This is a genomic window from Paenibacillus sp. J31R34, assembly GCF_059383715.1.
The window spans coordinates 1,129,385-1,155,069 of sequence record NZ_JBXENU010000001.1 but is presented as its reverse complement, the minus strand read 5'-3'; the positions used below and the strand labels follow the sequence as shown (position 1 = coordinate 1,155,069).

Genomic DNA, 25,685 nt, shown 5'->3' with positions numbered 1-25,685 from the left:
CAGCTTTGCTGCCAGAGGATGGCGACAGCCGTTTACGCTTATATAAAAAGAGTTTGAATAGGACTGGGAGGCAGAAAACCGTGAGTAAACAGCAAATTGGTGTCGTGGGTCTTGCCGTTATGGGCAAAAACCTTGCTTTAAATATTGAAAGCAGAGGGTTCTCGGTTGCGCTATTCAACCGTTCCCCAGAAAAAACAAATGAGCTTCTGGAAGAAGCCAAAGGTAAAAATTTTGTAGGTGCATACAGCGTCGAAGAGTTTGTAAACTCGCTTGAAACACCGCGCAGAATTTTAATTATGGTCAAAGCAGGCGCGCCAACAGATGATACGATTAATCAGCTTGTGCCGTTTCTAGACCAAGGCGACATATTGATTGATGGCGGCAACGCTTATTTCCCTGATACGCAAAGAAGAAATGAAGAGCTTTCGGCTAAAGGCTTCCGCTTTATCGGTGCGGGCGTTTCCGGCGGCGAAGAGGGCGCACTTAAAGGTCCAGCGATTATGCCAGGCGGTCAAAAAGACGCTTATGAGCTCGTTGAGCCAATCCTGACAGCTATTTCTGCGAAAGTGAATGGCGATGCTTGCTCCACTTATATTGGTGAAGGCGGCGCTGGACACTATGTGAAAATGGTGCACAACGGCATCGAGTATGGCGATATGCAGCTGATTGGCGAGGCGTATCATTTGCTGAAAGATGTGCTTGGTGTAAGCACAACTGAGCTGCATAACATTTTCACCGAATGGAATAATGGCGAGCTGGACAGCTATTTGATCGAAATTACAGCTGACATTTTCTCGAAAACAGACCCAGCTACAGGCAAGCCGATGGTCGATGTAATTCTCGATTCCGCAGGCCAAAAGGGAACGGGTAAATGGACGAGCCAAAGCGCTCTAGATCTCGGCGTTCCATTGTCAATCATTACCGAATCCGTATTCTCGCGCTTCATCTCTGCGATGAAAGAGGAGCGCGTAGCGGCAAGCAAGAAGCTGAATGGCCCTGCGGTATCGAGCTATGACGGCGATGCGCAAGAGTTTATTGAAGCGGTCCGCAAAGCGCTATTCGCGAGCAAAATCGCTTCGTACGCCCAAGGCTTCGCGCAAATGCGCGCTGCTTCCGACCAGTACAACTGGAACCTGAACTATGGCAGCATCGCGATGATTTTCCGCGGCGGCTGCATTATCCGTGCAGGCTTCCTGCAAAACATTAAAGATGCCTATGACCGTGATCCGGAACTGAAAAACTTGTTCCTCGATGATTATTTCGGCGGAATCGTAGATAACTACCAAGAAGCTTGGAGAAAAGTGATTGCGATTGCCGTAACAAGAGGGATTCCGGTTCCTGCTTTCGCATCGGCACTGGCTTACTATGATAGCTATCGTACAGAAAGACTTCCAGCTAACCTGCTGCAAGCACAGCGTGATTATTTTGGAGCGCATACGTTTGAGCGTCTGGATCAACAAGGCAGCTTCCATTTTCAATGGATGGAAAATAACGAATAGGAAATACTTAGTTACAAATAAGTAAATAATTGGAAAATTAACAAAAAGGTTGGCCTCGCATTGTGAGGTCAGCTTTTTGTTGAATTTTGTAGGAATAACGGTGAGTCGCTAATCTGGCGATGCTGAGATGCTGACGATTCAAGAGTGTAGGCGCAGCAACACATGCGATGGCTGTTAAGATCGCTGTTGCGGAGACTGAGCAGCCTGGAGCAGCCTCCTCTTTTTTTGCAGACAGAGATTCCGCTATTTTGGATTTTGATGCGTTTTACGAGTTATTGAATAGATGATGGACTTTTTTCGAAAAACCAGTTGCTGAAAATGTTCAGCAGCTGGTTTTTCGTGTTTGAATTGTCTAATTTTTAGGTGGTTTTATGACGCATTTTTATGGTATTATGTGGGTGGTATTTGTGGTATATTGGGAATAGTTCCGTTTTTTCCACCTAAGGGGAGATACCCCTAGACCATTTCCGACCCCACTAAAGCGTTTCATTGCCTTCACGCAGCCAGGTACATCAATCCAAATACCCGCCAATATCTGTTTAATATTGAGAGGGGTTTCATCATTTATACGCCCTTTATAAGTGTCTAACAAGCAGAGTCGTCATTTCTTGTACAATTCCAATAAAAAACTGCGGTTATTCGCCAAAATCAGAAAGCGCCGACACCAGCAGCGATGCATAAAAGTTACATGATTTGTAACTTAAATATAAATATAGACATAAAAATAAATATTGTAAAAAAACATAGAATTATGGTATAACTTTATTAACGGCGTTATTGGTTGCATCGACGGCCGCATCTTTGTTAAGCAACATTCCTCAAGAGATATAGTCGTCTACTCCTTTAGCGACACATTCAACTATGAATGAACTTCTCTCAACCCACCCACAACTTTTGTTTTCCTTTCTGACGCACTTTCATCCAGATGAGTTTGTACAATTGAAGACTGCTGTTTTAAGCTGCACTGCCTATGTTATTCCATTTAAGGAGTGAGTGCCGAGCGATGTCTATCCCAAGACAATGAAAGCGCTCTCTAACTTGACGGCTATTTATGCTGCCTCAGGAATGACATGCAATCTTTTATCCAATAAAGGAGCTGAAACAATGGAAAACGTACAGCTATCGATCGAAAATCAAATTAAAAACATGATTGTTACTAAGTTTGGACTGGACATCTCGCCAGAGGATATCAACGATGATGATCCGCTATTTGATGTGAATGAACAGGGTGAAGGGCTCGACCTGGATTCTGTTGACGCTTTGGAGCTGGCGGTTGGACTGAAGGAGCTTTTTGGCGTTAAGCCGCAAAGCAGTGATATGTCTGTTTTCAAGAGCGTTGGCTCGATTGCAAACATCATCCGCAGCACGATCGGGGATTAATCAATGAGCAGACCGCAAGCCGTAGTAACCGGAATTGGAATCATCGCGCCAGGCGGCTCAAACAGAGAAGCTTTCTTCCAGTCAATTGTGAATGGCGCCAGCGGGCTTCGGGCTCACGAGAAGCTGAAAAAGCTTGGCGTAAGCGGCGAGGTAGCTGGCAGCGTTGACAAGCTGTATCGAGAAATGGAAGAGGATGAACGGGCCGTTCAAATGACTTATGCCGCACTTGATGAAGCTTTGGCGGACAGCGGACTGACGAAAGAGGATATTGGCAAGCTGGAAGCAAGAGCGGGCTTGTCCCTTTCAGAATCTGTCCCAGGCCATATTAAAACGATGAGATATATTCAAAATAATCGGGAGCAGAAGTGGAATGACCCCGATGGGCTTATCGAAATTCCATCTATGCTTTCAAATATTGTTTCGTATGTAGACATAAGGGGCCAAGCCTACACAACCATGTCGGCCTGTGCCGCTGGAACTGCGGGAGCAGGAATCGCTCTAGACGCTATTAGGGGCGGAATGGCTGATTTAATGGTCGTTGTTGGAGCAGAGCCCTTATCGGATAACTACATTGCCGGGTTTCACAGCCTTCAGTCCATGAGTCTGGGTGGCTGTGTGCCGTTTGATAAGGACAGGGACGGCATGTCGCTTGGCGAAGGAGCCGCCGTTTTTATCGTGGAGACGCTGAATAGAGCGAAGGCAAGAGGAGCCCACATCTACGGCGAGCTGCTGGGATACGGCTTAAGCAATGATGCCTATCATATTACAAGTCCCGATCCTGAAGGAGAAGGGGCTGTACGGACGATGCGGATGGCTTTGGAGGATGCGGGCTTGCAGCCGGGAGACATTGATTATGTCAATGCCCATGGAACAGCAACCGAGCTGAATGACCTAATGGAAATGAGAGCGTTGTCCAAGGTTTTTGGAACCGAGGAGAAGCCGTCCCAGGTTATGATTTCTTCAACGAAGGCGGTTACCGGCCACTGCTTGGGAGCTGCGGGAAGCGTGGAGCTGGCGGCAACCTTGCTTGCCATAGATCGCGGCATTGTGCCTCCAACTGCATTTCTGAAGAAGCAGCCTGAACCTTTTCAGCACCTTCAGATTGTTAAAGGGAACTATAAGGAACGGTCAATCAAATACGCGATGTCCAACTCATACGCCTTCTTCGGCCATTCTGCAAGTATAGTTGTCGGAAAGGTCTAAGCATCATACACCATATGCTGGGAGCTGTCAGGGATGGAAACCATTGATATTGCAAAAGGCCTGCCTCATCGCTACCCGTTTGTCATGGTAGACCGAATTACTGAGGCCCTTTACATGAAGCGTTCCAAAGGCTACAAAAATATAAGCTTTAATGAGCAGTGGGCAGTTGGACATTTCCCCGATGAACCTATTTATCCAGGCGTTCTCATGATTGAGACGATGGCGCAGGTCGGCGGATTTATTTTTTACAACGAGGAGAGCCCTGCGGCCCACAAATTTTATTTAAGCGCGGTTAACCAGATCAAGTTCATGCATCCGGTTGTGCCGGGGGATACATTTGCGGTAGAAGCAGAATTAGTTGAGTCCTTCCACATCTTTCACCAGATTAAATGTACGGCTGCAGTCGGCGATAAAATAGTCGCTTCTGGACTGCTGACCTTAAGCTATTCCAATTAAATAAAAGTGGTATTTAATTCCGAAGTGCATAATTCATAAATTTGGGAGAATCCATATGCATAAAATATTTGTTACGGCTGTTGGAGCGATAAGCTGTGCAGGGTCCGGTGCAGATGAATTTTGGGAAGGCATAAACGCACAGGCGGCAGTGAGGCCAGATGAGCTTAAGCTGCCGGTGGATATTCCGCAAAATATTGAAAATCGGGTTGCCAGACGGATGGATCGGTTTTCACGGTTGACCATGAGCGCCTCGAAACAAGTGCTTGATGAAGAGTTGATCGTGCAGGAGCAATTGGATCATAACCGGATTGGCACTGTTTTTACGACAGGATATGGTCCATTGGTATCTAACCTTGCCCTCAGCAATCAAATTGTCTCAGGTGGCGTTGATATGGTGAGTCCCACCGTATTCGCAAGTACGGTATACAACTCGGGAATCGGCCATGTTTGCTTGAGTTTAAAGCTGAAGGGTGCGAGCACTATACTAACGGGCAGCAATGCGGTTGCCTATGCATCTGATCTGCTCAAAAGCGGTAAGGCAGATGCGATATTATGCGGCGGGGTAGAGGAATATTGCCAAGAGCTGCTCGAATCCTTTCAGCAGCAGGCCTACGTCACAAAGGATGACAACTATTTGTGCAGACCTCTAGACCGTAATAGAAGCGGAACGAGAATGACCGAGGGCGCCGCTGCATTGCTGCTTGAAACAGAGAGCGTGTTAGTCTGCAGTCCGGAACGTATCGTCTGCGAGGTTCTCGGGTATGCAAGTTTAATAGGGAAAGGCTACCTGGGCAAAGACCGTGCCGATGCGGATTCAAAGCTATTCGCTCGTGTGATGGATATGGCGCTCAAGCATGCCTCCCTTTCTCCTAGCGTGATTGATGGCATTTTGATGGCTGCTGGAGGCGGACGTTATACCGATAAGGCGGAAGCCCAAGCTATTCATGAAGTTTTTGGCCAGCGTGCCGCTTCCATACCGGTTTCTTCGATTAAGGGAGCAACGGGCGAAACGCTTGGCGCTTCGTTTATGTTGAATGTCGCAGCGGGGGCCCTTGCCATTGCCAAAGGGAGCATGCCTCTAACTGCAGGCTGCACCGAGCCGGATACTGCTTTAGAGCTGGATATCGTCCATCATGAGCCGCGTTTAGGCGATTACGAATATATATTAGTGAATGGATATGATGTCAACGGATGCTTGCACAGCGTTATCCTTGGAACGGTCCGGAGGTGAACCTTTGAAATTTGCCGATAAAGTCGTCTTTATTACCGGAGGAGCAAAAGGAATCGGCTACGCCATCGTACAGGCTTTTGCTAGTGAAGGGGCTACCGTTCTCTTTACCTATAAAAGCAGTGAGGACGAAGCTGAGAAGCTGGAAGCTTCCCTGCAGGAAAATGGGGGCAAGGCGAAAGCGTTCGCGCTGGACGTATCCGATCATATGAATACGCTTGCTGTAATCGAGGAAGCTGTTCAGGAGTTCGGAAAGATTGATGTGCTAGTCAACAATGCGGGCGTAACGGAAGATGGTTTTCTGATGCTGATGGAGGAATCCTCCTGGGATAAGGTCATCAATACAAATTTGAAAGGCGCCTACAATTGCTGCAAAGCGGTGCTGCCTTCGATGATTAGCAAGAGGTACGGAGTAATCGTGAATATTTCCTCCGTTTCCGCCTTAGCGGGTGCCTCAAGTCAGGCGAATTATAGTGCGTCCAAAGCTGGCCTCATTGGCTTGACTCGATCGCTATCAAGAGAAGTATCTGGAAAAAACATCCGTGTGAATGCCATTGCACCAGGTTATATCGTTACGGATATGCTCGGGAAAGTTCCCGATCGCGTGCGCCGTCATTTTGTTGATAAAATTGCCTGCGGCCGGTTAGGCGAGGCTGATGAAATTGCAAAGGTAGCCCTATTCCTAGCTTCTGACGATGCAAGCTACATATATGGACAGACGATTATTGTCGATGGAGGAATGATTTAAGGCAGCCTTGAAAGTGAAAACGAACGATTTTAGGGAGGTTAAATGATGAGTGGGGAAGTAAAAGTAGCGGATTTTAATGCGAGGTTTAATGAAATTTTGCAAAAAAATATTGAGCTGTTGACGATTGATGAGAGTGTATTGCAATCGGATTTAGAAACGGTAGGCCTTAACTCGATTTCCTTTGTTAAATTAATCGTAGCCTTGGAAAATGAATTTGATGTCGAGTTTGAAAATGAAATTTTAATTATCGACCATTTTGCTACCTTGGGGCAGTTTAAGGAAAGCGTACAAAAGCTAGTAGAAGGGCAAGATCATTAATTTTCTCCGCTCGCGGGGCTCAGTGCAGCAATCTTACCCTATAGTGGAGGGCGCTTATGCAAATAGCAAGCCGTAACTCTGCATTCTTTTCGATGCGCCGGTTGTTTGTCTTCCTTAAGCCCTATCGGTTTTGGATAGCGCTCAAGCTGATAAGCACGATCATTATAGCGGCAAATGATATTTTGCTCATCTATATTATTAATCTTTTATTTTCGTCCACCCAGACTGGTGATATGGATGGCGTGATGCAGGCTGTAAAATTAATCCTCCTTTTTATAGTGACAGGCATCATTGTGAATTTCTTCAGCGTTTATTCTTCGGGACGCTATAGTGCCTTTGTAACCCGAGATTTGAAAAATAAAGTGAGCGAGCATATTAATAAACTGCCTATTTCGTATATGGAAGCTCGCCACTCCGGCGACTTTAGCTCCAGAATGACGAACAGTATCAATCAAATTGAAGGGTTTATTTACAATGATTTTGCCGCTCTTATTTTTCATATTGTCCGGGTTGTTGCCTGTATTGCGGTTATGTTTTATATGAATTGGCAGCTTACGCTGTTTTGCTTCGGCATGCTGCTGTTTATGACCTTTTTGAGTGAAAAAATCAGCCGCCCGTTAAATCAATATGCGGCAGATGTACAGCAAAGCATGGCTCAAATGAGCACGGTTGTTCAAGATACAATAGGTGGCATCTATATGATCAAGTCTTACAATCTGGTACAGGTTGTGTATCAAAAGTGCCAGCTGCTGCTTGACAAGCTGCTTGAACATTTTCTGAGAATCGAGAAACGCGTTGCTGCTATTGGGGCACTCAGTGTATTTGTCCGAACGGCTCCGCTGGTTGTGTTCTTTCTGTTCGGCGGATATTTGGTTAGCGAAGGACAGCTTTTAATAGGCGCTTTAATCGCGTTTGTGCAGTTCATTAATTATCTCGTGTCCGGGATGGGAGAAATTCCAAATCAGATTAGCCGATTCAAAATAACAGCTGGCGTTGTCGATCATCTTTTTGAATTGCTGGATGCTGAAACAGAACGGATGGATGGCAAACAGCCGGAAAACCTTTCGGTATCAGCTCCTGCACTTGAATTTAAACAGGTTACTTTTTCCTATGACGATCATTCGAAGGTGCTTGACGAGGTCAGCTTTACATTGCCGCAAGGTAAAACGGTCGCCTTGGTTGGGCCAAGCGGTTCAGGCAAATCGACCATCTTTAAACTTATAACCGGTTTTTATGATTATAAGGATGGGCAAATCAAGCTGTACAACGAGCCGCTCACCGATTGGAAGCTATCATCTGCAAGGGCGCTCATTTCACATGTTTCGCAGGATACATTCCTTTTTCCGGGCTCCATCGCCGAAAATATTGCGTGCACGGATGACGGCTACCGCATAGAAGACGTAGAAACCGCAGCTAAGCTTGCCAATATCCATGAATTTATCCGGGTACTTCCACAAGGATACGATACGCTTGTCGGTGAACGGGGAGTAAAGCTATCCGGCGGACAAAAGCAGCGGATAGCGATTGCCAGGGCCATATTAAAGGATGCTCCCATTTTGCTGCTGGATGAGGCGACTTCGGCGCTTGATTCCGAATCCGAACAGCTTGTTCAACAATCCATTAACCGGATTATGCGAAACAAAACGGTTTTGGTAGTCGCACATCGCCTTTCTACGGTCATGAATGCAGACCACATTTTGGTGCTGAACGAGGGGCGTATTGAAGAAAGCGGCACACATGAAGAGCTGCTTGCAAAAAACGGCACTTATCATCGTCTTTACAACAATCAGGCAAGCAATCGTGGAGACCAGCCGTACGGGCTTGGTCAAGAGGGGGCATAGTTGCTTGAAAAAAAGCAATAAACAACAAATTGCGAGACTTGCCCAATTGCTTGGTCGGCGCAAACTATCTTTTATTCTCAGTTTTCTGGGCTTTGGTCTCATGAGCTCAAGCGTATCGATTATTACAGCCATGCTGGTCTCTACTTTTCTCGATGCGATAACCGAGAAAAATATGGCTGCCGTTATGACGCTCAGCATCCAGTTCATGCTCATCGTCATTGCTATGTGCATACTAACGCCCCTTTTCCAATATTGGTACGGTAAAACGGTCAAGACGATCATGAACAGCATGCGGCTTCGCGTTTTTCATCATATGGAGAAGCTTCCGGTTACTTATTACGAGAACAGCCATAGTGGTGACAGCCTGTCCAGAATTACAAATGATCTGCAGACGATGGAAAATGCCTTCTCTGGAGAAGCGCTTACGCTTCTTTCCTTAATGGCTACCGGGACAATATCAGCCGTTATTATGTTTTATCTGGACTGGAGATTTGCCGTTGCCATGATTTTTTTAGGATTGCTGTCTACGTATGTGAACTCAAGATACGCAAAGCCGTTTAGAACGATTGGCACCGAAATTCAGGAGCAGTCCGGCGTTCAGCTCGAGCGGTTAACGAATCTCGTTGCTGGCACGCAGGTGAGCAGAACGTTTCAGATGGTCGATGGGATGAACCGCAAGTACAAGGAGACGACGACTCGGCTTGCAAACTTGTTTTTACTGCGAGCGAAAAAAAGCGCCTATTTAACAAGCACCAATTATTTTCTGCTGTGGATCAATAATGGCGGTGCTTTTATTATTGGAGCTTTTATGCTGATTAACGGCCAGCTGACAATCGGCAGCTTGCTGGGGGTTATTTTACTGCTGGAGAACGTAACGAATCTCTTCCGCAATTTAGGCGTTTTCTGGGCCAACTTGCAATCCTCGCTGGCGGGGGCTGACCGGGTGTTTGATCTGCTGGATGTAGCAGAAGAACCTGAACGATATGCAGTTGTCTCGAAGGAGGCTGCGGTCGCAAGCTCAAACGAAGATGAAATGCTCGATTTCAAAAACGTATCGTTTGCCTACCACAAAGACGAGAATGTGCTAAACCGCTTGAATCTTCAGGTGGACAAAGGACAGCATGTCGCGCTTGTAGGGCCCAGCGGGGGCGGCAAAAGCACGATAATGAAGCTGCTGCTTGGTTTTTATCCATTTTCCGATGGCGATATTCGAATTGCGGGCAAAAGCTTTGGGGAATATTCACTTGAGGAGCTTAGGGATAGGATGGCCTACGTTTCTCAGGACCCGTATCTGTTCGAAGGAACGATCGAGCAAAATATCCGCTACGGAAAAATGGACGCGACGGCTGAAGAGGTGGTAGAGGCAGCGCGTGCAGCGTTTGCCCATGATTTTATTACGGAGCAGACCGACGGCTACAACACCGCGGTTGGCGAAAGAGGTGTGAGGCTGTCCGGTGGTCAAAAGCAGCGAATAGCCATTGCCCGAGCCATATTGAAAAATGCGCCTATTTTGCTGCTCGACGAGGCAACCTCAGCACTTGACAGCGATTCAGAGCTGGCGGTCCAGCAAGGAATCGAGCGGCTGATGGAAGGGAAAACGACGATTGCCATCGCCCACCGGCTATCCACCATTGAGCAAGCGGACACGATTGTAGTCGTTGACCACGGGAGGATTATGGAGCAGGGCAAGCATGACGAGCTTCTGGCAGCTGGTGGCGCATACAGCCGCCTCCATCATACACAGAAGCGAACGCAAGAGTGGCTTCCACAAGCGATGCAGCAGGAAGCTTAAGTATTATAGGCTGGCGGCAACGCTGCCGCTCGATAGATTTTAAAGAAATAAGGAAGGGTGAAATGATGAGGATACTTGGCATTAGCGGCGGAATCGATTTCCCTCATGAGGATGGATATGTAACAACGATATTGAATTCAGAGGTTCATGATGCTTCAGCTGTATTAATTGAGAATGGGCAAGTGGTTGCCGCCTATGAGGAAGAACGTCTCAATCGGATTAAGCACTCAGGAAAGCTGCCGATTTTATCGATTCGCCGTTGTCTGGAGCTGGGTGGAATACGTTTGGACGATGTGGATAAAATCGTCTTTTACTGCGAGGAAACCCAGTTTAAATATGAAACGACTACTCACCGGCATCAGTATCGACAATTTCCGTACAGCGATCCAAAGGCGTGGGTGGTCGAACGACTAAAGCAATTTTTTGATACGGATTTTAATAAAGAGAATGTAGTGTTTGAGAACCACCACTATTGTCATGCGGCGAGCGCCTATTATATGTCCGGCTTTGATGAAGCGCTTGTCGTTACAATAGATGGCGCTTCCTTGGAAGGGAAAGCTGGAATTGTGCTTGATGCTGAAGGGACTTCGCTCAAGGCGCTCAGCCATATTTCCAACGATGACAGCTTAGGGGCCTTTTACACGCAAATTATCGAATTTCTCGGCTATACCACTCATGATGAATATAAAGTAATGGGGCTCGCTCCATATGGAGATCCTGCTAAATTCAGAAGGCTGTTCAAGAAAGCGTTCACCTTGCTGCCAGAAGGGAAATTCCGGCTTAATAGAAGCTTCTATTATGTGCTGATGGATTCAATGCCGAACCCGCGGTTGAAAGGTGAACTGTTTACCCAGGAGCATAAGGACATCGCGGCTGCGCTTCAGGAAGCGCTCGAAAATGTTGTCATGCATATGCTCGCCCATTTTCAGCAGGCTACTGGGCGAAAAAAGCTGTGCATGGCTGGTGGCGTAGCGCACAACTGTACGCTAAACGGAAAAATTTTGTATTCCGGCTTATTCGACGAGGTGTTCGTGCAGCCTGCGGCACATGATGCGGGCAATGCGCTTGGAGGAGCACTGCTGCAGTCCCGCAAGCTGGCTCCAAGCTTGCAGACTGAAACGCTGCGGCATCTTTACTGGGGGAGCGATATTCAGAACAATGATCGCATACTGGAAATTTTGAAGCAATGGGATCGGTTCGTTACCTACCGCAAAGCAGATCATGTTGTCGAAGTTGCGGCTAAGCTAATTGCGGAGGGAGCAGTTATCGGTTGGGTGCAGGGACGCTCGGAGTTTGGCCCCCGGGCGCTTGGCAACCGCAGCATATTGGCTGATCCGCGTCCAGTGGAAAACAAAAGCATTATTAATGCCATGGTGAAAAAACGGGAGGGCTACCGGCCGTTTGCCCCTTCCATATTGGAAGCATATGCAGACGATTATTATGTGCTGCCGCAGACAAAAGCCCCTTACTCCTACATGAATTTCGTGCTGAAGACAAGGGAGGACAAGCAGGAGCTGCTCGGCGCGGTCACTCACGTTGACGGCACGGCGCGCATCCAAACGGTATCTCGTGAAACGAATGGGAGGTACTGGCACTTAATTGATGCATTCCGCAAGCTGACGGGTGTGCCGGTGCTGCTGAATACATCGTTTAACAACAATGCGGAGCCGATTGTAGATTCAGAAGAGGACGCCATTGTCAGCTTCCTGACCACCAATATTAACACCTTGATTATCGGAGACTACGTCATCGATAAAAAAACGGTCGGCAAGGAAGAATTTATGAAGTTTGTGCCGAAACGGCCGCTTAGCTCGGAGCTGAAGAAGTCGGTCGGCTATACAGCTGAAGGAAGCAAGAAAACCAGTTACGGAATACGCCTCCACTTTGGAGATAAATATAAGACTGCGTTATCGGAAGAGATGTACCGGCTGCTAGAGCTATCCGACGGGGATAAGACGCTGGCAGAGCTGGTTGAGCTTGCAGACTGCGGAAATAAGACCGAAGAGGATATCGTAGATGAATTGATAGACTTATGGTCTTTGCGGCTGATTCATTTGCGTCCATTTGAAACCATTGCTTTAGCTACCGTTTGAAGGATGCAGTAAAAGGCGGAGCAGGAAAATCTAGTAAAGAGAATAGATAGGAGGATGATCATGCTAGTATTAGGTCTTAATGGCGGCATAGAATTGCCGCATGAGGATTTGAAGGTGTTTGGCTACGGCGGAATTGCGCACGACTCTGCTGCTGTTCTTATTAAAGACGGGGTGGTAATTGCCGCCTCAGAGGAAGAAAGGCTGAACCGGGTGAAGCATACCGGCAAGGCTCCGCTGCAAACGATCCATTTATGCTTGAAGCGGCTCGGCATTACGTTCGCAGATATTGATAAGGTTGTTATAACGACAAGAGAGCAGGAGACCAACCTGCTTGTGCGGGATGAGTTTTTCTATCGCGACTCCTTGCATAAAAATACGAGAGAGCTGCTGGTAGATTTCTTTTACCAGATTGACGGCACGAAATACGACCCGAATAATATCGTTTTTGTCGACCACCACATTTGCCATGCAGCCAGCGCGCATTTCATGTCCGGCTTTGATCGCAGCTTGACGGTTACGATTGATGGGGAATCGCAGGAGGGGTACGCCGGCTATATTATTAGTGCCGAAGGAACGAGCTTCAAAATCCTTGACCGCATCTCGAATGAAAACAGCTTGGGCTCCTTCTATATTTCGGTTATCCGCATGCTGGGCTATCACCAGCACGATGAATACAAGGTAATGGGACTCGCGCCGTATGGCGATCCAAGCAAATTCAGACGGATGCTAAGAAAAGCATATGTCCTGCTTCCCGAAGGCAAGTTCAAAATTAATTTGGCCTGGTCAACTGCACTTTTCGATTTTATGACGCCAAGAAAGAAGGGCGGTCCTATTACTCAGGAGCATATGGATTTGGCCGCTTCCCTGCAGGAGGCGCTGGAAACGATTGTCATGCATATGCTAACGCATTATCAGCAGGCAACCGGACATACGAAGCTTGCCATGGCAGGCGGTGTAGCGCATAACTGCTCCATGAATGGAAAAGTACTTTATGCGGGGCTTTTCGATGAGGTTTTCGTACAGCCGGCTGCACATGATGCAGGCAATGCGCTGGGCGGTGCCTTGTTCGTATCCAATAAATTTGCGCCTGACAAGTCGCTGGAGAAGCTGCAGCATCTGTATTGGGGAAGCGAAATTCAAGGCAATGAGGGCTTGGAGCAAATTTTAAAACGGTGGGAACGTTTCGTCAGCTTCCGCAAGGTGGACAATATCGCCGAGGAGACAGCCAAGCGAATTGCGGATGGGGCCGTCTTTGGTTGGGTTCAGGGGCGCTCCGAATTTGGTCCGCGCGCGCTAGGCAACCGCAGCATTCTTGCTGATCCAAGGCCAGCGGAGAACAAGAGCATTATTAACGAGATGGTGAAGAAACGGGAGGGCTACCGGCCGTTTGCGCCATCGATTTTAGAAGAGCATGTGGGCGACTACTATGAGATGCCGCGTACGAAAGCGCCTTACTCGTATATGAATTTTGTACTCATGACAAAAGAGGATAAGCAGCCGCTGCTTGGAGCCGTTACACATGTCGATGGCACCGCTCGCATTCAGACGGTATCAAAAGAAACGAATGAACGGTATTGGGAGCTAATTAATGAATTCCGGAAATTGACCGGGGTGCCGATTTTGCTGAACACGTCGTTCAACAACAATGTTGAGCCAATCGTAGATTCGGAGGAGGATGCGATCGCAAGCTTCCTGACGACGAATATCCACTACTTGGCTATCGGCGATTATATGGTAGACAAAAAGGAAGTAGACAAGGCTGATTATTTGCATATGGTGCCGACGAGGCTGGTCAATTCAGAATTAAAAAAATCGATTGGCTATTCCGCTGAGGGCACGAAACGCACACTCCATGAAGTAAGGCTTCATTTTGGAGATAAATACAAAAAAGCGATACCGGAGGAAGTGTTCCTCATGCTGGAGCTTTCAGACGGCCAAAAATCGCTGGACGAGCTTGCCGATGAACTCGGCGGCACTGCACTGACAAAACCGGAAATAGCAGAGCATTTTATCGAGCTTTGGTCGCTTCGGCTCGTTCATCTCAGACCATCCGAGCGCGTGGCAGCCCTATCGGCTAAGCATTAAGGAGCCGGGATGAAGAAGCTGAAGCTGCTTGCCTTTCCTTTTGCCGGTGCCTCGTCCATGTACTACTACAAGTGGAAAAAACATATGCCCGACCATATCGACTTTGTGCCTGTGAAGCTTGCAGGCAGAGGTGCCCGGCCAAGAGATCCTTTGTACAACACCTTTGATGAGGCGATTGAGGACGTGTATGAGCAAATCGACAAGATTATTGACGATGGCCCTTATGCTTTTTTTGGCCACAGCATGGGTAGTATGCTTGCTTTTGAATTGTCGCATAAGCTGAGGGAACAAAAACGTCATGACCCTACGATGATATTCGTGTCTGGCAGATGGGCTCCCCATATTACAAGACCGGATTTAGTGAATCCAAGTACGCCAGACGAGCAGCTTAAAGAGCGGCTGCTGGAGCTTGGAGGAACATCTCCGGAGCTGTTTGAAAACCCGCTGCTTGCGGATGCATTTCTTCCAATATTGCGGGCCGATTTTTATGCGATGGAATCCTATGTCTATGACGGCAGCAGAGAGCCATTGTCAACAGCCATTAATGCGATGACAGGCGTGAAAGACTGGGATGTCAATAAGCGGGATTTTGCCGAATGGGGCAAGCACACGACTGGCGAATTTTCAGTCCATAAATTTATGGGCGGACATTTTTATATTAACGACAGCTTTGACACGGTCATTCAGCATATCAATCGCACCTTGCTTAGCAGCGTACGCTAAGCGAGCGAATTGACCTTTGCGCTGAACCTATAAAACGAATGGGGGTGAGCCAGCGGTTATGGACAAGCAGCAGCTCATGCATCATATTTTCGCAGCAAACCGTGAAATAGTTGATCGGGGAATCACATTTATCAACGAGGCAGACGAGGAAGAGTTTGTCTCCTACCGCCAGCTTTACGAGCGTTCGCTATGTCTGCTCCAGGATTTGCGTCATCACGGGGTGCAGGCGGGCCACGAGCTGTTGTTGCAAATACAGGATAACCGGTTGTTTCTTGAAGTTTTCTGGGCTTGCATACTGGGGCGGATCATCGCCGTCCCAGTAACCGTGGCAACCAATGATGAAACGAAGCTGAAGGTGAATAAGGTGTGGGGCAAACTAAGCACCCCGCATATTATTGGCAGCGAAGCAACGATGAACGGTTTGGCTTCATTTGCAGAGGAGTACCCGGAATGTGGTTCAAGTGTGGACGTCATGAAAGCCCAATTCATAAACACGGCGTCCTTAAAAGGGGAGAGCAGTGCGGATCTTGTGAAGGCTGAACCAGAGGATATTGCATTTATTCAGTTCTCTTCTGGATCGACGGGCGACCCGAAAGGTGTGGTGCTAACCCATAGCAACGTTATGGCGAACGTCGCAGCCATGCAGAAAGTATGGAATTTAGATGCAGGTGGGCGGGTATTAAGCTGGATGCCGCTCACGCATGACATGGGTTTAATTGCGATGCATCTTCTGCATGCCTATACACAATCCTCGCAGTTTATTATGCGGACGAAGCTGTTTATTCTTAACCCGCTTCTGTGGATAGAGAAGGCCAATAGGCATCGCATTAATATGCTGTACAGTCCCAATTTCGGCTATAAATATTTTTTGGCCTTTTACGATCAAGAGCATGACTACGGCTGGGATTTATCCGGCCTTTCCTGCCTTTGCAACGGGGCAGAGCCCATATCAACGGAAATTAGCGAGCGTTTTATGGAGCAGCTGGCAAAGTATAATCTCCCGCAGACGGCCATGAGACCGGCATACGGGCTTGCAGAGGGAACGGTTGGCGTTTGCTTCACCCCTCAACATGAGCCGTTCAAGTCTGTGGCTGTGGACCGGAGATTTCTCCAAGTAGGAGAGACCGTGCGTTTGCTCCAGCGAGGGGAGCCAAACAGTCTGCTTTATGTAGATGTAGGTGGTTCCATTGAAAGCTGCGAAGTTATGATTGCGGATGAACAGGGCAGTCCGCTTCCTATGTCTACGGTCGGTTACATTTTAATTAAAGGGCCGAGTGTCACCCGAGGCTACTATAACGAACCAGAAGCAGCTGAAAGGCTGGCAGATGGCTGGCTGAATACAGCGGATATCGGATTTTTGCTTCATGGGCGGCTAGTCGTTGTTGGAAGGGCAAAGGACATATTGTTCGTCAACGGGCAAAATGTTTTCTCCCATGACATTGAAAGAGTGGCGGAGGAAGTAGACGGGGTCGAGCTATGGAATGTCGCAGCCTGCGGAACGAAAGGGAAGCTCGCGGATACGGAGGAAGCATGCCTGTTCCTGTTGTACAGAGGTAAAAATCTGGAGGCGTTCTGCGAGCTTGCCAGCCGGGTCAAGCAGCATATTCACCGGAAGATGGGCATCTTTGTCGACCATGTTATCCCTGTCAAATCCATACCCAAAACAACGAGCGGAAAAATACAGCGCTATAAGCTGGGGGAGCAATACACGAGCGGGCAGTTTGACTCGCTCATTCGTGACATGGAGAGCATCAAAAGCAAGCAGGCTGCCTCCGAAAATACAGAGCAGCTGCTGCTCAGGCTCTGCCAAGACTTGCTGGGGAGGGAGCTTGGTATCCACGACCATTTTAATGAAAGCGGAGGCAACTCGCTGATTCTCACCCAGCTCTCCGATGAACTGGAAAAATGGCATGGCTGCAGCGTATCCGTTCCTGATCTGTACAAATATCCGACGATTCCTAAGCTGACTGCGTTTATCGACCGCGGCGGGAGTCTAAGCCTGCCATCCGTCAGCATGGATGAAGCCTACTTTAACAAGGAGGGCAGTCAGGGCGTTTCAGCCTTTGAGGCTGAGCTGGATACCGTAACATGCAGCGTGCTTCAAGCTATGGCTGATGAGGCGAAGACGGACCTTAAGCATGTCCTGTTGTCCGGTTTTCTTTATTTGCTGAAGCTGGCATCCGGTGAGGATACGATTCATGTTCAAGTGGCGGCTGATGAAAATCAATTCCGCTCGCTGACCATCGATTTTGCAGAGGTAGATTCCTTGGAGACACTGATTGAGCTCGCTGGAACGAAGCTGGAAGCCCCTAGTGGCAATGAGGATGGAGATGAATCTGTCTATACGGCCAAGGATCTGGATCGCATCCAGCAAAGTGAAGAGCTTCGGATTTTGCCGCTCTTCGTTATTCAGGCAGATGCCGCATCCACGCAAGGTCAATGGCTTGAAGTGTTTGATCTTGTGGTCGAGCTCGCAGAATACGATGAGCAAGTCGAGGTGCTGTGCGGCTTTAACTCCCGAAAACTGAAGGAGCACAAAATAAAGGAGCTTTTTACCCAATACATGCTGTTGCTCGCTGATATCGTGGAGAATAGCGATAAGGTTTCGGTCTAGCGAACCGCTGAAGAACAGGGGGATGAAGTTGAAGACGAAATCGCCGGATTTGACGCAATTGCGTCTAAGAAGCCAGGACGAACTGCCAACGGCAGCCATAAAGGAAGCCAATCACCACGATATTGCCATCATCGGCATTTATACGCGTTTTCCAAATGCCCGCAACACAGAGGCGTTCTGGCAAAATATTAAAAATGGGGTAAGCTGCGTCACGAAATTTCCGGAAAAGCGCCGGGAGGATGCTGATCGGTATGTCAAATATTCGGGACAAGCGGAACTTCCCTACTCCAACGGCGCTTATCTCGAGGATATTGACGCATTTGACTATTCTTTCTTCAACATTCCGCCGAAGGAAGCGCTGCTGATGAATCCTCGTCAGCGTGTATTTCTAGAGGCAGCATGGAATGTGTTTGAAGATGCAGGTTACGGGCCGCAGCAGCTTTCTGGCAGCAACATCGGGGTTTATGCCGGCCATATCGGAGACGTTGAAAGCTATGTATACCGGGAGATGATTGAAGCCGTTGATCCCACCTTGGTATCGGCAGCGATGCCGGGAAATTTATCTTCTATTATTCCAAGTCGGATTTCCTATTTGCTTAACTTTAAGGGGCCAAGCATGACCGTGGACACCGCATGCTCTTCCTCGCTGATAGCTGTCGATCTGGCCTGCCAGGCGCTTCGCCGGGGAGACTGTGAAATGGCTCTGGCTGGCGCTGTCCGCATTAACCTGCTTCCGCAAAACAAAAATCACGCGAAGCTGGGCATCGAGTCTACGGACGATGAGACCCGTGCTTTTGACGATGAAGCCGACGGATCGGGAATGGGGGAAGGCGCAGCGATTGTTCTGCTCAAGCCCCTCAGCAAAGCTAAGCGGGATGGCGATTCGATCTATTGCGTCATCAAGGGCAGCGCGGTGAATCAGGATGGCGCTTCCATGGGGATTACGGCTCCGAATCCTTCCGCCCAAACGGCTGTTCTAAGTAAGGCTTGGAAGGAGGCGGGCATTGACCCAGCAACGCTTGCCTATATCGAAACACATGGCACGGGGACTAAGCTTGGCGACCCGATTGAAATTGAAGGAATCAGCAAGGCGTTCGAAAAATATACGGACAAGAAGCAGTTTTGTGCCATCGGATCAGTGAAGACGAATATTGGCCATCTCTATGATTGTGCAGGAATAGCCGGGCTCATTAAAGCGGCACTGGCGCTCAAGCATCAGCTGCTTCCGCCAAGCATTCACTTCAAGACGCCGAATAAACAAATTCCGTTTATCGATTCGCCGGTATACATAAACACGTCCCAGAAGCCATGGGCGCAAGGAGAGGCTCCAAGGCGCTGCGGTGTCAGCTCATTTGGCTTGTCGGGTACCAACTGTCATATGGTGCTGGAGGAATATACCGCTCAGGCCGCGACCACCGAACTAGCGGCAGCCGCCCCGGAGCAATCGTATATGATTCCGCTATCGGCAAAAAGCGAGGAAGCGCTGCATACGCTGCTTCTCCATATGGGCGAATATTTTGAAGGGGAACAACGGGCCAGCCTTAAGGATATTAGCTATACACTGGCGGCAGGGCGCGATCATCATCCGCTTCGTCTCGCTTTTATTGCCGCAGATATCGCCGATCTTAAGCAGAAGCTGCATCAGTTAATCGCATGTCGGCAGCATTTAACGAGCTTGGATGTTCCCTGGCTTTCTTATGGTACATCGAAACCGGCAGGCGATCATGCTCATTTCGCACAGCTAGCCGAGCAGCTTGTCAAACAGTTGAAAACCGCTGCCGCACTTGAGCGCCCAGAACTGCTCCAGCAAATCGCAGAGCTGTATACAGCTGGAGCGGCCATTGGATGGTCCGCTATGTACAGAGGAAGCAGAGCCAAAAGGGCGCATATCCCCGTGTATCCGTTTGAGCGGAAGCGCAGCTGGCTGCAAATTCCAGAGTCTGCACCTGCTGAGCGTGCAAACGCACTCTTTTACACGATGAAGTGGATGGAGGAGGCGGCAGATCATCGCACCCGCACCATGCGGGGGGAAACGGTCCTTATTATGGGCGAATGGCATCAGCTCTCGCAGCAGCTAGAGGAGGAAGGCGTTCATTGCATACAGGTTAAGCGGGGGACACACTACCAGGTGCTTAGCCCGGAGTCCTACATCATCAGCGAGAAAGAGGAAGATTACGACAAACTGACGGAAGCCATTAAACATGTGAAGTTCACAAAAATACTGCATTTGCTTTGCTACAACGGACCGAATGAGATGATGTCGGTGGAGCAGCTAAGTGAAAGACAAAGCTTAGGCGTATACAGCTTGTTCCATTTGACTAAAGCGCTCCTGAGAGCAGGCGTTGGGCATAAGCATGAAATCATTATCGCAGCCGACTATGTGAACCGGATTACCGGAGAGGAAGCGTGCCTGAAGCCAGAAAACTCGCCATTGTTCGGCTTAGGTAAAGTCATTGGCATTGAATACCCGCATATTACTTGCAGAGCGATAGATGTAGATGCTTCGACTGCTGCACGCGATGTCATTTCGGAGATGGGTCTTAACAAAACGACCTATCAAATCGCCTATCGGAACGGCAAGCGTTTTGCAGAAATAATGGAAGAGACGGATGTTGAGCAAATGCAAGGCAAGCCCGTTTCCATGAAAGAGGAAGGCGTGTATGTCATCACAGGCGGCGCTGGAAACCTCGGGCTGCTTACGGCGAAACATTTGGCGTCCAAAGGAAAAATAAATCTGGCGCTGTTAAACCGTACCCCGCTGCCAAAGCAGGAGGACTGGCCCTCGTATTTGGAGCAGGATGGCGAATCACGGCTGCATGACACCATTAAGAAGCTGCAAGAAATTGCTGCTACTGGAGCACAGGTAGAGTGCATCCCGCTTAACGTCACCTCCTTGGATGAAATGAGCGTCACAATGGAGAGGCTGCGGAAAAAGTATGGAAAAATAAATGGCGTCATCCATGCGGCTGGCGTAGCGGGCAGAGGTTTTCTCATTCGCAAGGACACCGCCGTATTCGAAGAGGTGCTAAATCCGAAGGTTATGGGTACCTGGATTTTAGATAAAGTCACCGAGCAGGATGAGCTCGACTTCTTCGTTTTATTTTCGTCAGGCGTTGCCCTTGTTGGCGAGATGGGGCAAGGCGATTATACAGCTGCCAACTGCTATCTGGATGCTTTTGCTGATTATCGGCGGAAGCTCGGCAAGCCGGCCCTTTCCATCAACTGGGTCGTATGGGATGGGGCGCGAATGGGAGAAGGAACGAGCGAAACGATCGACAGCATTTTCAAAACGCTGCCCCGAGCATTAGCGCTCCATGGATTCGATCAAGCCGTCAGCAAGAATCTGGCCCGTGTATTAATCGGTGAAGTGAATACGTCTAATCCGAGCGGCTTGGAGCTGTTCAGCAAAGATGTATTCCACTTACCGGAAAAGCTGCGAGCTATCATGTTTAGTGACAGCAGCAGGGAGCAGGCAGTTCTAGGCAAGGCGCTGCCGATGCAGGAAGCGAAGGTGAAGCTTCTAGGCAGCAAGAACGGCTCTTACTCCGAAGTGGAGCAGACGCTTGCGGGTCTGTACCGCGAGGTGCTCGGTTACGAGGAGCTGAGCATCCACGATACTTTCTTCGAGCTAGGCGGAGATTCGGTGCAGCTGCATCGCCTGCATAAGCTGGTAGATCAGCGGTACACGGGACAAACCTCAATAGCCGATTTGTTCGCTTACGCTTCAATAGCCAAGCTGGCGTCATTTTTGACTAAGGAAGACAGCAAAGCGATCAAGCAAAATACCGCTGCGAGGCATGTTCCTGCCTCGCATGATGATGACATAGCAATTATCGGAATGTCTGCGCTGTTTCCAGGAGCAGATTCCGTTGACCAATACTGGACTAACATCAGCAATGCCGTAGATTGCACGGGACCTATCCCACAAGAGCGGCGCATTTACGCAGAGGACTATCTGGCAGCTACAGGAAAGTCTCCTGACGAACATCCCGGCTATATGGACTGCGCTTTTGTGGAAGGTATTGACGAGTTTGATTACCGGTTTTTCCGAATATCGCCGAAGGAAGCTAATTTGACCGACCCATGCCAGAGGGTGTTTATGCAGAAGGCGTGGCATGCCATTGAGGATGCGGGGTATGGCGGTGATAAGCTGCGAGGCAGCCGAACAGGCATTTATGTCGGGTTTGCCAACATTATTCGCGATTCGTATCAGAAGATGCTGACCGATGTAGATCCTGTCATGATGTCGGAAGCGATTGTCGGCAACGTATCAGCGATGCTTCCAAGCCGCATTTCCCATTTGCTCGATTTGAAGGGGCCGACTATGGTCGTGGATACTGCCTGCTCCTCCTCATTAGTTGCTGTACATTTGGCGAGCAATGCGATCAGGGGCGGCGACTGCGACATGGCGATTGTCGGCGGCGTAAAGCTGTTTCTCATTCCGCTTGACCATGAGCACAACAAAATCGGCATTGAATCCACGGATGGGAAAACGCGCACATTCGACGCCTATGCGGATGGTTCAGGCAGCGGGGAAGGAACAGCGGCCATCATACTCAAGCCGCTTAGCAAAGCCAAGGCGGATGGCGACCATATCCATGCCGTTATTAAAGGGAGCGCCATCAATCAGGATGGCGCATCAATGGGCATTACCGCGCCAAATCCGGCCGCACAGACTGACGTTATAACGCGGGCGTGGGAGAAGGCGGGCATTCATCCGGAGTCGATCGCCTTTTTTGAAGCACATGGCACAGGTACTGCACTTGGCGATCCGATTGAAATCAGCGGCTTGAAGCAGGCAATCGAGTCTTATACGGACAAGAAGCAGTTTTGTGCAATCGGTTCGGTCAAGTCGAACATCGGCCATTTAAACGAAGGGGCCGGAATGGCCTCCATTATTAAATCGGTAATGGCGCTCAAGCATCGGGTAATACCGCCGACGCTCTACTTCCAAACGCCAAATCCAAAAATCGACCTGCATGATTCTCCGCTGTTCATCAACGCCCAGTCAAGAAAATGGGAAAATGAAGAGCAGCCCATGAGATGCGCGGTCAGCTCTTTTGGCCTAAGCGGCACGAACTGTCACATGATTATTGAGGAGTACACACCGGAGGTTGCTGAATCTGAAGAGGAAGAGGAGCGGCAATCACCGCCTCAAATATTGACTTTATCAGCGGCCAGCAGAGGATCGCTTAGAAGGCTGACCCGACATTATGCCGACCGCTTTGTGGATGGCGCTGCCGGGACACTTGCTGACATATGTTATACGGCGAATACAGGGAGAGGACATTACTCTCACCGCCTTGCCCTTATTGTCTCTGATGGGGCTGACCTGACCGGCAAGCTGAAGCATTTGGCCGAGCAGGAGACATTCAGCCCGCTTTCAGCGGAAGGTGTTTATTACGGCGAATACCGGGCGGTAAGCGATGAGCGCAGTATTCGCAGCCCAGGCGACATTACAGAGGCGAGAAAAAGCGAGCTCGGGCGAGAAGGCGAGCAAGCCGTCTTGGCGTTGGAAAATGCACCGGTGGTATCTCGTACCGAAGCGCTGGAGCAGCTTTGCCAGCTTTATGTGCAGGGTGCAGATATCCCGTGGGAGCAGCTCTATGCTGAACAGCCGCACGCCAAAGTTCAACTGCCGGTCTATCCGTTCGAGCGGACGAAATGCTGGGCGGACTTCCCTAAATATGTGAAGCATGCTTTGCCCCATGCTGCTTCTGCTGACACTGCTGTCGTAACGGATAAGCTGCCATCTGCCTTTACGATGAGCTGGAAGCAGCAGGAACGATTAGTAGTTTCAGCGGCCAAGCCCGCTGGTGGTGTCACAGTCATCGTCAAGGACAGCGAAGGCTTTGCTGACCGTTTGGCAAGCGCATTAAGAAATCAGGGCAGGCAGGTACTTATAGCGCAGACTCCTGATTGGTCCATTACCGAGGAGATGACTGCGGTAGAAGGGAGAATGCTAGATTGCTATAGCCAGCTTTTGCAGGAGGCAGCGGAGCAAGGAATTGCTCAAATCATCCATTGCGGCAGCCTGACGAGAAGCAGTATATCCAGCATAGAAGAGCTGAGAGCAAGCCAGCATAGAGGCGCAATGAGCTTGTTCCTGATAATGAAGGCATGGGCAGCATGCGGTTTTGAGCAAGCTGCGGAAATGATCGTGCTGACTGAAAATGCCTGCCGCATTACAGGGGCAGAACGGCAGCTTCGGCCCGAAAATGCTCCACTGCTTGGGCTAGCCAAAGCACTCTCCAAAGAGCATTCGAATATAAGCTGCCGCAGCATCGACATGGACGAAGAGCTGAAGCTGGAGGATGTTTTATCAGAATTATCGATAAATTCAGACACCAGACTCGTTGCTTTTCGAAACGGTACTCGTTATGTCGAGATATTTGAACCATGCAGCAGTCTAAATACGCCTAGCGGCGAGGAACTGACTGTTCAAGCAGGAGGCGTCTATCTCATAACGGGCGGCACGGGCGGAATAGGACTTGAGACGGCAAAATGGCTAAGCATCAAAGGCCGCATAAAGCTGGTCCTAGTCAATCGTTCCGAACTGCCTGATCGGCGGACGTGGGATAACATTTTGCTGCAAAACGAGGATCACATGCTGTGCGAGAAAATAGCAGGCATTCGGGAGATCGAAGCTAGTGGCTCAGAAGTGATTTTATATCGCTCTGATATATCCCGTTACGATGAAACCGCAGCGATGCTGGAAGATATCCGGCTAACGCACGGGGAAATCAAAGGAATCGTACATGGCGCAGGTATAGCACGTACCGAGTCCATAATGGAGAAGAGCTTGGATACGTTTGAGCAAGTCATCAGTGCCAAAATCTACGGCACATGGCTGCTGGATCAGCTAACTCAGCAGGATCATCTTGATTTCTTCATTATGTATTCTTCTATTGCGACGATGTTCGAGACGGGCTATCAAAGCGACTATCTGGCGGCAAACGCCTATCTTGATGCCTATAGTACAGTGCCATCCAGCGATGGAAGACGAAGGTTGACGATTAATTGGACGACATGGCAAGGCAAGGGCATGGCTTCTGATCAAAATTTTCAGGCGGATACGATTTTTAAAACGATACAGTCTGCCCGTGCGATGGAGCTGCTGGACCTTGTTTGGTGCACGCCGCAAAGCAGAGTGCTGATCGGGGAACTGAATTTGGAGAGCAGAATGGCGTTGTGGCTGCATAACTATGCGATTCAATTGTCAGATGACATTACGACAAGCCTTGAGGCGTTGAACGAACGTCTTGCGCAAGCGCCGGAAAGATCATCTAAGTCTGCCGGATATGCAGCTGTTACGCTGATCGGAAGCGAGCATGATGCGTTCAGCGATACCGAGCGGCAGGTTGCTCAAGCTTGCAAAGGCGTGCTCGGATTTACCGAAATTGACATCCATGAAAGCTTTTTCGAAATGGGTGCTGACTCGCTAATGATTCGGCAGATTTATCAGAAGCTTTCGCAGCTGTACACCGAAGAAGTTGTCATTACCGATATGTTCGAGTACCCGACGGTTCATAAGCTGGCTAAGCATATCGAACGTCGGCAAGCAGGGATGGATACGGCAGCTGCCCCGATAAACAATCGGACGGTACTGCAGGATGACGAATTAAACCGGATGTTTGACGAGCTTGATAATGGGGCGCTCGATCTTGAACAGGTGCTCTCCAAGCTTGGCTCCAAAGAGAGGTGA

General features: G+C 49.1%; 14 protein-coding genes. All 14 read left to right on the top strand.

What is annotated here, in order from left to right; genetic code table 11:
* Positions 1-80: 80 nt before the first annotated feature.
* The 14 genes from gnd to AC50YG_RS04720 all read left to right on the top strand — a co-directional run bounded on the left by gnd (position 81) and on the right by AC50YG_RS04720 (position 25,685).
* On the top strand, positions 81-1,499 hold the full coding sequence (gene gnd / locus AC50YG_RS04785) for an NADP-dependent phosphogluconate dehydrogenase (protein WP_430165836.1): 1,419 nt from the start codon (positions 81-83) through the stop codon (positions 1,497-1,499).
* 1,104 nt (positions 1,500-2,603) lie between these two features.
* Positions 2,604-2,879, top strand: a complete 276-nt coding sequence (locus tag AC50YG_RS04780) for an acyl carrier protein (protein ID WP_341282687.1) — start codon at positions 2,604-2,606, stop codon at positions 2,877-2,879.
* Between the two features lie 3 nt (positions 2,880-2,882).
* A complete protein-coding gene (locus tag AC50YG_RS04775) occupies positions 2,883-4,082 on the top strand; it encodes a beta-ketoacyl-[acyl-carrier-protein] synthase family protein (protein ID WP_494825053.1) in 1,200 nt (399 codons plus the stop codon).
* 33 nt (positions 4,083-4,115) lie between these two features.
* On the top strand, positions 4,116-4,538 hold the full coding sequence (gene fabZ, locus AC50YG_RS04770) for a 3-hydroxyacyl-ACP dehydratase FabZ (RefSeq protein ID WP_473755541.1): 423 nt from the start codon (positions 4,116-4,118) through the stop codon (positions 4,536-4,538).
* Positions 4,539-4,593: 55 nt separating this feature from the next.
* Positions 4,594-5,769 (top strand): beta-ketoacyl-[acyl-carrier-protein] synthase family protein, encoded by a 1,176-nt coding sequence (locus tag AC50YG_RS04765; protein WP_494825051.1) that lies wholly within the window; start codon positions 4,594-4,596, stop codon positions 5,767-5,769.
* A 4-nt stretch (positions 5,770-5,773) separates the two neighbouring features.
* Positions 5,774-6,514: a 3-oxoacyl-[acyl-carrier-protein] reductase gene (gene fabG / locus AC50YG_RS04760; RefSeq protein ID WP_494825049.1), complete on the top strand. Its 741-nt coding sequence runs from the start codon at positions 5,774-5,776 to the stop codon at positions 6,512-6,514.
* A gap of 45 nt (positions 6,515-6,559) precedes the next feature.
* Positions 6,560-6,832 carry a phosphopantetheine-binding protein gene (locus AC50YG_RS04755; RefSeq protein ID WP_473755544.1) on the top strand — a complete coding sequence of 91 codons (273 nt, stop codon included), beginning with the start codon at positions 6,560-6,562 and terminating at the stop codon, positions 6,830-6,832.
* Positions 6,833-6,888: 56 nt separating this feature from the next.
* A complete protein-coding gene (locus tag AC50YG_RS04750; RefSeq protein ID WP_494825047.1) occupies positions 6,889-8,673 on the top strand; it encodes an ABC transporter ATP-binding protein in 1,785 nt (594 codons plus the stop codon).
* A 4-nt stretch (positions 8,674-8,677) separates the two neighbouring features.
* Positions 8,678-10,465, top strand: a complete 1,788-nt coding sequence (locus AC50YG_RS04745; protein WP_494825045.1) for an ABC transporter ATP-binding protein — start codon at positions 8,678-8,680, stop codon at positions 10,463-10,465.
* Between the two features lie 62 nt (positions 10,466-10,527).
* Positions 10,528-12,558 carry a carbamoyltransferase family protein gene (locus AC50YG_RS04740; RefSeq protein ID WP_494825043.1) on the top strand — a complete coding sequence of 677 codons (2,031 nt, stop codon included), beginning with the start codon at positions 10,528-10,530 and terminating at the stop codon, positions 12,556-12,558.
* Between the two features lie 60 nt (positions 12,559-12,618).
* Positions 12,619-14,643 (top strand): carbamoyltransferase family protein, encoded by a 2,025-nt coding sequence (locus AC50YG_RS04735; protein ID WP_494825042.1) that lies wholly within the window; start codon positions 12,619-12,621, stop codon positions 14,641-14,643.
* Between the two features lie 9 nt (positions 14,644-14,652).
* Positions 14,653-15,366 carry a thioesterase II family protein gene (locus AC50YG_RS04730; protein ID WP_341282697.1) on the top strand — a complete coding sequence of 238 codons (714 nt, stop codon included), beginning with the start codon at positions 14,653-14,655 and terminating at the stop codon, positions 15,364-15,366.
* 58 nt (positions 15,367-15,424) lie between these two features.
* Positions 15,425-17,980 carry a non-ribosomal peptide synthetase gene (locus AC50YG_RS04725; RefSeq protein ID WP_494825041.1) on the top strand — a complete coding sequence of 852 codons (2,556 nt, stop codon included), beginning with the start codon at positions 15,425-15,427 and terminating at the stop codon, positions 17,978-17,980.
* 28 nt (positions 17,981-18,008) lie between these two features.
* A complete protein-coding gene (locus AC50YG_RS04720) occupies positions 18,009-25,685 on the top strand; it encodes an SDR family NAD(P)-dependent oxidoreductase (RefSeq protein WP_494825040.1) in 7,677 nt (2,558 codons plus the stop codon).

Bases quoted from the DNA above. Each gene is read 5' to 3' on its own strand.
- AC50YG_RS04780 (WP_341282687.1), top strand. From the start codon at position 2,604: ATGGAAAACGTACAGCTATCGATCGAAAATCAAATTAAAAACATGATT.
- AC50YG_RS04775 (WP_494825053.1), top strand. From the start codon at position 2,883: ATGAGCAGACCGCAAGCCGTAGTAACCGGAATTGGAATCATCGCGCCA.
- fabZ (WP_473755541.1), top strand. From the start codon at position 4,116: ATGGAAACCATTGATATTGCAAAAGGCCTGCCTCATCGCTACCCGTTT.
- AC50YG_RS04765 (WP_494825051.1), top strand. From the start codon at position 4,594: ATGCATAAAATATTTGTTACGGCTGTTGGAGCGATAAGCTGTGCAGGG.
- AC50YG_RS04755 (WP_473755544.1), top strand. From the start codon at position 6,560: ATGAGTGGGGAAGTAAAAGTAGCGGATTTTAATGCGAGGTTTAATGAA.
- AC50YG_RS04750 (WP_494825047.1), top strand. From the start codon at position 6,889: ATGCAAATAGCAAGCCGTAACTCTGCATTCTTTTCGATGCGCCGGTTG.
- AC50YG_RS04740 (WP_494825043.1), top strand. From the start codon at position 10,528: ATGATGAGGATACTTGGCATTAGCGGCGGAATCGATTTCCCTCATGAG.
- AC50YG_RS04735 (WP_494825042.1), top strand. From the start codon at position 12,619: ATGCTAGTATTAGGTCTTAATGGCGGCATAGAATTGCCGCATGAGGAT.
- AC50YG_RS04730 (WP_341282697.1), top strand. From the start codon at position 14,653: ATGAAGAAGCTGAAGCTGCTTGCCTTTCCTTTTGCCGGTGCCTCGTCC.
- AC50YG_RS04725 (WP_494825041.1), top strand. From the start codon at position 15,425: ATGGACAAGCAGCAGCTCATGCATCATATTTTCGCAGCAAACCGTGAA.